This window comes from Amycolatopsis kentuckyensis, from assembly GCF_041679295.1.
In the GTDB taxonomy this organism is placed as follows: Bacteria; Actinomycetota; Actinomycetes; order Mycobacteriales; family Pseudonocardiaceae; genus Amycolatopsis; species Amycolatopsis kentuckyensis_A.
The window spans coordinates 1-261 of sequence record NZ_JBGDMD010000053.1 but is presented as its reverse complement, the minus strand read 5'-3'; the positions used below and the strand labels follow the sequence as shown (position 1 = coordinate 261).

At 72.0% G+C, this 261-nt stretch carries 1 protein-coding gene; it reads left to right on the top strand.

Annotated features, from left to right (window positions below):
* Positions 1 to 261 (top strand): IS3 family transposase (locus ACERZO_RS50360; RefSeq protein ID WP_372673168.1); only part of this gene is annotated, 261 nt, incomplete at both ends.

The window sequence follows — 261 nt, the reverse complement described above, 5'->3', positions numbered from 1 at the left end:
CACCCGTGCCTGCACCCTGCTCAAGGTCTCCCGCACCGCCTACTACGCCCGCCGCAACGCCAGCCCCTCCGCCCGCAAACGCACCGACACCGCGCTGACCGAGAAGATCATCCAGGTGCACGAGCAATCCCACGGCACCTACGGTGCGCCACGCGTGCACGCCGAACTGCGGGCCCACGGCCATCGGCACTCCCGCAAACGTGTGGCCCGGCTGATGCGCCGTGCGGGCCTGGCCGGGCGGGCACCGAAACGGTGGCGCAC